7 protein-coding genes are annotated in these 7,132 nt (G+C 60.2%); 1 reads left to right on the forward strand and 6 read right to left on the reverse strand.

Annotated elements, in window-relative coordinates; translation table 11 throughout:
* Window positions 1-107: 107 nt before the first annotated feature.
* A complete protein-coding gene (locus ACQ4OB_RS19750) occupies window positions 108-1,160 on the forward strand; it encodes an NAD(P)-dependent alcohol dehydrogenase (RefSeq protein WP_430956296.1) in 1,053 nt (350 codons plus the stop codon).
* Here ACQ4OB_RS19750 and ACQ4OB_RS19755 read toward each other — a convergent pair.
* The 6 genes from ACQ4OB_RS19755 to ACQ4OB_RS19780 form a co-directional block, all read right to left on the reverse strand.
* Window positions 1,157-1,960, reverse strand: coding sequence for an IclR family transcriptional regulator (locus ACQ4OB_RS19755; protein ID WP_074878932.1), 804 nt, complete (start codon window positions 1,958-1,960; stop codon window positions 1,157-1,159). The genes ACQ4OB_RS19750 and ACQ4OB_RS19755 overlap by 4 nt on opposite strands.
* 60 nt (window positions 1,961-2,020) lie before the next feature.
* The gene (locus tag ACQ4OB_RS19760; protein ID WP_430956297.1) at window positions 2,021-3,331 is read right to left on the reverse strand and encodes an MFS transporter; all 1,311 of its coding nucleotides are present in this window, start codon (window positions 3,329-3,331) and stop codon (window positions 2,021-2,023) included.
* 168 nt (window positions 3,332-3,499) lie between these two features.
* The gene (dgoD, locus tag ACQ4OB_RS19765; RefSeq protein WP_008152275.1) at window positions 3,500-4,648 is read right to left on the reverse strand and encodes a galactonate dehydratase; all 1,149 of its coding nucleotides are present in this window, start codon (window positions 4,646-4,648) and stop codon (window positions 3,500-3,502) included.
* A gap of 46 nt (window positions 4,649-4,694) precedes the next feature.
* Complete coding sequence (locus ACQ4OB_RS19770) at window positions 4,695-5,315, reverse strand: 2-dehydro-3-deoxy-6-phosphogalactonate aldolase (RefSeq protein ID WP_074878936.1); 621 nt, start codon at window positions 5,313-5,315, stop codon at window positions 4,695-4,697.
* A 19-nt stretch (window positions 5,316-5,334) separates the two neighbouring features.
* Window positions 5,335-6,327, reverse strand: a complete 993-nt coding sequence (locus tag ACQ4OB_RS19775) for a 2-dehydro-3-deoxygalactonokinase (RefSeq protein WP_430956298.1) — start codon at window positions 6,325-6,327, stop codon at window positions 5,335-5,337.
* A gap of 191 nt (window positions 6,328-6,518) precedes the next feature.
* On the reverse strand, window positions 6,519-7,001 hold the full coding sequence (locus ACQ4OB_RS19780) for a GNAT family N-acetyltransferase (RefSeq protein WP_074878940.1): 483 nt from the start codon (window positions 6,999-7,001) through the stop codon (window positions 6,519-6,521).
* Window positions 7,002-7,132 lie beyond the last annotated feature (131 nt).

Genomic DNA, 7,132 nt, shown 5'->3' on the forward strand with positions numbered 1-7,132 from the left:
GATGCCGGAGGATTAGGCATGACACCCGGAGGATTCGCCATGGCCGGTGGCCGGTGCGGCGCCCAAAATGCGCCACCTCACCCGTCACAGCTTTTGCGAGGTTCACCATGTACACCGCCATCGGATACGCCGCCCAGTCGGCCACCACTCCCCTCGCCCCCATGAAATTCGAGCGCCGTAGCCCACGAGCTGACGACGTTGCGATCGACATTCTCTACTGCGGCGTCTGCCATTCCGACATCCATCAGGCACGCAACGAGTGGGGCATTGCCGTTTATCCACTGATGCCCGGCCACGAGATCGTAGGCAAAGTTACCGCCGTCGGTGCGAAAGTGACCCAACATAAAGTCGGTGATCTGGTTGGCGTCGGCTGCATGGTTGATTCCTGCCGCAGCTGCGAAGCCTGCCAGTCGAACCTCGAGCAATACTGTCTCGAAGGTCCGACCATGACCTATGCCACCCCGGACCGCGTCGATGGCAGCAACACCATGGGCGGCTATTCCGACAGCATCGTGGTCAGCGAACATTTCGTCGTGCGCATCCCGGAAAAACTCGACCCGGCCAGCGCTGCGCCGATCCTGTGTGCCGGCATCACCACCTATTCGCCGCTCAAGCACTACGGCGTGAAGGCGGGCGACAAGGTCGGGATTCTCGGCATGGGCGGCCTCGGCCACATGGGCATCAAGTTCGCCAAGGCGATGGGCGCCGAAGTCACGCTGTTCACCCGCTCGGCGAGCAAGGCTGAGGAAGGTCGTCGCCAGGGTGCGGACCACGTGATCGTGTCCACCGATGCCGAACAGATGAAAGCCGCCGCAGGACATTTCGACTTCCTGCTGGACACCATTCCGGTACAGCACGACCTCAATCCCTACCTCGATACGTTGCGTTTCGACGGCGTGCACATTCTGGTGGGCTTGATCGAGCCGGTCGATCCACCGGTCCACGCCGGCAAACTGGTGATGAGCCGTCGCGTATTGGCCGGCTCCCTGATCGGCGGCATCGCCGAAACCCAGGAAGTGCTGGATTTCTGCGCCGAACACAACATCACCTGCGACATCGAAATGCTCGACATCCGCCAAATCAACGAGGCTTACACCCGCATGATTGCCGGTGACGTGAAGTACCGCTTCGTGATCGACATGGCGACACTGAAAATTTAAACCTTCAAGCCAAGCTCTGCCGACAGCCGGGCCGTGACCCCTTTGATCAGGGGAATCAGCTCGGCCATTTTTTCCAGCGGCATGTACGGCACGGTGCTGGCGATGCTGATACCGGCGACGATGCGCTTGCTGGCATCGCGGATCGGCGCCGCCACGCAACGGATCGACGGTTCGTTATCTTCCAGATCGAAGGCGTAACCGCCCGCCACATACTCGACCATGCGCTGCTGGAACTGCTCCCAGGATTGCTCCGGGTGCTGCGGCCAGAACTGATTTTTCCCACCCACCGGCAAGCTGATTTCGTACAGCCGTTGCCATTCTTCCTGCGTGTCATCGAGCATCAGCGCCTTGCCGATCCCGGTGCGCGCCAACGGCATGCGATGGCCGACCCGCGAACGCATTTCCGGGCCATTGCGTCCCGGATTCTTGTGCAGGTACAGCACTTCGTCGCCTTCACGAATCGCCAGGTGAATGGTGTCGCCGGTCAACGCCGACAACTCATCCAGATACGGCCCGGCCAATGTGACCAGCGGCAATTCTTCACGTGCCTGGAAGCCCAGCTCGATCAACTTTGGTCCCAACAGATAACCGACTTGCGGCACCACGCGCAGATAACGCTCGTCCACCAGGCAGCTGGCCAGACGATGAGTGGTGCTGCGCGTGGTGCCGATCAGCCGGGCGATCTCCTTGAGATCGCGGGCACCGCTGGCCACGGCCTGAACCACACCCAAACCACGAAGCAGTGTCTGGGTACCGGTCGGGGCGGCGTCCTTGGCGATTTTTGGGGCGTCTTCCTGCATATCCAGCCTTTACCGTTGAGCGAGTGAACGGGCGGCATTATGGTCGCCCGCATGCCGCCACTACAACTTGATACGCTCGACTTTGCCGACCAGCAAGATGTAGGAAAGCGCGCCAATCAATGCCAGAACCGAGATATAGGTGATCGCCGGAGCGAACGAATCACCGGTAGCCAGGAAACCGATGACGATCGGCGTGGTAATCGCCGACAGGTTGCCGATGAAATTGAACACCCCACCGGTCAACCCGAGTAAGCGCGCCGGGGCCAACGTTGACACCAGCGACCAGGTGATCGAAGCCAACCCGTTACCGAAGAACGCCAACGCGAGGAAGGCAATCACCAGCGGTGTCGACTCGACGAAGTTGGCGCCGATGATCGAGGTGGAAATCAGCAGGCCGCCAATGATCGGCAACTTGCGGGCGAAACCCACCGTGTAGCCGCGACGGATCAAAAAGTCCGAGAAGAACCCCGAACACAGCACACCGACGAAGGCCGCCAGAAACGGTAGCGACGCCAGCAAGCCAGACTTGATGAAGTCCATGCCGCGATATTTCACCAGATAGGTCGGGAACCACGTCAGAAAAAACCACAGCGTCGAATTGAGGCAGAACTGACCGAGGTAAATGCCCCACAACTTGCGTTTGCTCAGGACAATCCCGAGGTCGACCCAGCTGAATTTAGCCTTGGTCTTGGCGGCTTCAGCCTGGATATCCACCAACCCGCCACCCTCGCGAATCAGTTCGATTTCGGCGTCATTGGCGCCTTTGAAATCCCGTGGCTCGCGATACACCGCGTACCAGATCACTGCCCAGAGAATGCCCACCGCACCGGTGCTGACGAACACCATGTGCCAGCCATATTGATGCTGCAACCAGGCTAATACCGGCGTCAGGAATGCCAGACCGACGAATTGCCCGGAGGTATAGAAACCAATGGCCGTGGCGCGTTCGCGCTCGGGGAACCAGGTAGTGACCACGCGGCTGTTGATCGGGTAAGCCGGCGCTTCCAGTGCACCGACTGCCATGCGCAACACGAACAGCGCGATGAAGCTGCCGGCGAAGCCGAGCATCACTGTGGCGATCGACCACAGCAGCAATGCGACGCTGTAAAGAATCCGTGGTGGAACCCGATCCACCAGCCAGCCGCCGGGGATTTGCATGGCGGCGTAGGTCCAGCCGAATGCCGAGAAGATCAGCCCGACGTGGATCGGATCGATGCCCAGTTCGCTGGTGAGTGCCGGGGCGGCGATGGACAGGTTGCTGCGGTCCAGGTAGTTGATCACCACGGTGATGAACAGCAGCACCATGATGAAAAAACGCTTGCGACTGGGCGTCACCAACGACGCCTGCCCGGTGAGGGTTTGCGGTTGCATGAGGAGTGCCTCTTCTTATGTTTATTGAGGTCGATGAAAAGCTTGGATGTGATCGTTCCCCCGCTCTGCGTGGAAATGCCCACCGGACGCTCTGCGTCCGCTCTTGGGACGCGGAGCGTCCCTGGCTGCATTCCCACGCGGAGCGTGGGAACGATCATCGAGAGGGCATCACCACTCGGCAAAACTGCCATCGGCATGGCGCCAGATCGGGTTGCGCCAGCGGTGGCCGACGGCCGCACGTTCGATGACGTATTCCTCGTTGATCTCGATCCCCAGGCCCGGGCCATTGGGGATTTTCACGAAGCCTTTGTCGTAGTCGAACACCCGCGGATCCTTGACGTAATCCAACAGGTCATTGCTCTCGTTGTAATGAATGCCCAGGCTCTGTTCCTGGATGAACGCGTTGTAGCAAACCGCATCCAGCTGCAAACACGCCGCCAGTGCAATCGGGCCCAACGGGCAATGCAGCGCCAGCGCCACGTCGTAGGCTTCGGCCATGTTGGCGATCTTGCGGGTTTCGGTGATGCCGCCGGCATGAGACGCATCCGGCTGAATGATGTCGACATAACCTTCGCTGAGCACACGCTTGAAATCCCAGCGCGAGAACAGCCGCTCGCCGAGGGCAATCGGGGTGCTGGTCAGCGGCGCCAATTCTTTCAGCGCTTCGTAGTTTTCGCTGAGCACCGGCTCTTCGATAAACATCAGTTTGTACGGGTCGAGTTCCTTCATCAGCACCTTGGCCATGGGCTTGTGCACCCGGCCATGGAAGTCGACGCCGATGCCGACGTTCGGGCCCACCGCATCGCGCACGGCGGCGACGTTGGCCAGGGCCAGGTCGACTTTCTCGAAGGAATCGAGGAACTGCAGTTCTTCGGTGCCGTTCATTTTCACCGCAGTGAAACCACGCTCGACCGCCTCTTTCGCCGCACGAGCGGTGTCCGCCGGGCGGTCGCCGCCGATCCACGAATAGACACGAATCTTGTCCCGCACCTGACCGCCCAGCAGATCACTGACCGACACACCCAAGGCCTTGCCCTTGATGTCCCACAACGCCTGATCGATACCGGCCAGCGCACTCATGTGGATCGCGCCGCCCCGGTAGAAGCCGCCGCGGTAGAGTACGGTCCAGATGTCTTCGATGTTGCGTGGGTCTTTGCCGATCAGGTAGTCAGACAATTCTTCAACGGCGGCGGCGACGGTGTGAGCGCGGCCTTCGACTACGGGTTCACCCCAGCCGGTTACGCCCTCGTCGGTTTCGACCTTGAGGAAGCACCAGCGCGGCGGAACGATGAAGGTGGTGAGTTTGGTGATTTTCATCTATTGCCTCTCTTATTAGATGCAGCGCTCGCAGCGCCAAAAAGTCTTAGCGAAGGGCTTTCCAGGCAGCCACATAGGCCTTGGCGTTTACCGCCACTTCCTCAGGCGTCATGCCCGGTTTGAACAACCCGGAACCGAGGCCGAAACCTTTGACGCCAGCCTCGATAAACACTTGCATGTTGTCCGGCGTGATCCCGCCGACCGGCACCAGCGCCGTCCCTGCCGGCAATACCGCCAGCCAGGCTTTCACAACGGCGGGGCCCATTTGTTCGGCCGGGAACATCTTCAGCACATCCGCCCCTTCGGCCAATGCAGCAAAGGCTTCGGTCGGCGTCGCCACGCCCGGCGACAGGAACAACCCCGCCGCTTTCGCTGCGCGCAACACCTTGGCATCGCTGTGCGGCATGACGATCACCTGACCGCCCGCGGCTTTCACTTGCTCGACCTGCTCCGGCGTCAACACTGTGCCGGCACCGATCAGGCAATCGGCGGGCAAGGTACTGCGCAGGATGCGGATACTTTCGTACGGCTCAGGGGAATTAAGCGGCACTTCGATGACGCGAAATCCGGCGGCGTAAAGGACTTCGCCGATGGCTGCCGCTTCTTGCGGGCGCAGGCCACGCAAAATCGCGATCAGACCGTTTTGCGCCAATGCTTGCTTGAGCATGTCAGACCTCCAGTCAGGTTTAACGGGATGGGTTGGGTGTGATCAGTCCGGCGGCAACCGCCAACTGCCACAAGCCGCGTTCGGTGGCTTGCTCGGCCAGGGTCACCCGGGTAAAACCACAGGCCTCGAGCGCCCGGCTGTAGCGGGCACAGAGTTGGGCATTACCGATGAGGACGATCGAAGGCAGATGAACGCTGTTGCGTCGGCGGCGCTGAACCGTCGCCAACGCTGACAATTCATGGCCGATCAACAGGCCGGACAAGTAATCCGGTTGGGCGGTGGCGCTGAGTTCGCCAGTCAACCCGAGGCTGCGGGCACTGAACAATGTCGACAACGGCCCGATCTCGCCATCCGCCGACAGGGCCACCTGCACACCACGATCAAAGGCGTGGCCATCAAAGGACGCGCCCTTTTGCTGGGTGCGCCCCAGAATGCTGTGTTCGCTGAGCACGGCGAAGACTTCGCCGGTCATGAAGGTATCGAAATGCACGATGCAGCCGTCGGCCACTTCCACCCATTTCGAATGACTGCCCGGCAGGCCGATCAACAGATCACTACCCGCCTCGGCCGGTAGATTGTGCAGCACGCCAAGCACCTGAGTTTCTTCGCCGCGCATCACGTTGGGCAAACGCGAACGCTGAATCACGCCCGGCACGATGTGCACATCGACACCGCGAAGACTGCGAACCGTTTGTAGGGAGATTCCGAGATTGGCGACGTTCGCCGGCGTATCGCAGTAAGCCGCTTCACGCCAGCCTTGTGCGCTGCCGACCATGCCGCAAGCGATCACCGGCAAATCGGGCTGCGCGTCGAGCCAGTCACCGCAAGCCTCATCGAAGGCCAGTTCAAAACCGTCGGCACATTCCCGACCCGCGATCATTCGCGGCGTCCTGGGCAGCTGCATGATCCCCGACGACAGCGAACGCTGTTCGAGCACCTGGCCACCCGCGGCGAGTTTGTAAGCACGTAATGAGGTTGTCCCCCAATCGAGCGCGATCAATTGCGCCAGCATCGCTTCACCTGTTTTGTTTATTGGCAGTGAGTGAGCTGGACTATAAACCCGGACGCGCTTAAATCTCAATATATAAATATATGTCCCATATATTGAGATGAGATCAAAAAAAGATCGCCGCCTTCGGCAGCTCCTACAAATAGGTGTAGGAGTTGCCGAAGGCGGCGATCTTTAAAGGATGTTGCGTACGATCAATTGCCCTCGGCAAACTCCCGCAACACCGCCCCATCCATCCGATACCGAACCCACTCTTCCTGCGGCTGCGCACCCAAGGATTTGTAGAACTCGATTGCCGGTTTATTCCAGTCCAGCACGCTCCACTCGAACCGACCGCAATCATTGGCGCAGGCGATTTTCGCCAGGTGACGCAGCAAGGTTTTACCGGCGCCGCCGCCACGCTGATCAGGGGTGATGTAGAGGTCTTCGAGGTAAAGGCAGTTGCTGCCGAGCCACGTGGAATAGCTGAAGAAGAACACCGCGAAGCCAATCGGCAAGCCGTCGCGCAGGCAAATCAGGCCATGGGCGGTGGCGCCTTCGCTGAACAGGCTGCGCTCGATGTCGGCGACGCTGGCGATGACTTCGTGGCGGGCACGTTCGTAGTCGGCCAGTTCGGTGATGAACCCGAGGATTTGCGGTGCATCGCTCGGGGTCGCCGGGCGGATCTCGATCGTCATGGACGTGCCTTCGTCAAAAGTTGAAAACGCCATACTAAGTCCGCGAGCGGCGCTCGTCACACTGGAAATTCAAAGCTGATCCAAGGAGCATGTGTAGCAGCTGGCGAAGCCTGCGTTCGGCTGCGCAGCAG

The organism is Pseudomonas sp. ES4 (assembly GCF_050586665.1).
Lineage (GTDB): Bacteria > Pseudomonadota > Gammaproteobacteria > Pseudomonadales > Pseudomonadaceae > Aquipseudomonas > Aquipseudomonas frederiksbergensis.

What these genes read in the sequence shown, in the direction of transcription:
- ACQ4OB_RS19750 (WP_430956296.1), top strand. Translation starts at nt 108, where the DNA reads ATGTACACCGCCATCGGATACGCCGCCCAGTCGGCCACCACTCCCCTC.
- ACQ4OB_RS19755 (WP_074878932.1), bottom strand. Translation starts at nt 1,960, where the DNA reads ATGCAGGAAGACGCCCCAAAAATCGCCAAGGACGCCGCCCCGACCGGT.
- ACQ4OB_RS19760 (WP_430956297.1), bottom strand. Translation starts at nt 3,331, where the DNA reads ATGCAACCGCAAACCCTCACCGGGCAGGCGTCGTTGGTGACGCCCAGT.
- dgoD (WP_008152275.1), bottom strand. Translation starts at nt 4,648, where the DNA reads ATGAAAATCACCAAACTCACCACCTTCATCGTTCCGCCGCGCTGGTGC.
- ACQ4OB_RS19770 (WP_074878936.1), bottom strand. Translation starts at nt 5,315, where the DNA reads ATGCTCAAGCAAGCATTGGCGCAAAACGGTCTGATCGCGATTTTGCGT.
- ACQ4OB_RS19775 (WP_430956298.1), bottom strand. Translation starts at nt 6,327, where the DNA reads ATGCTGGCGCAATTGATCGCGCTCGATTGGGGGACAACCTCATTACGT.
- ACQ4OB_RS19780 (WP_074878940.1), bottom strand. Translation starts at nt 7,001, where the DNA reads ATGACGATCGAGATCCGCCCGGCGACCCCGAGCGATGCACCGCAAATC.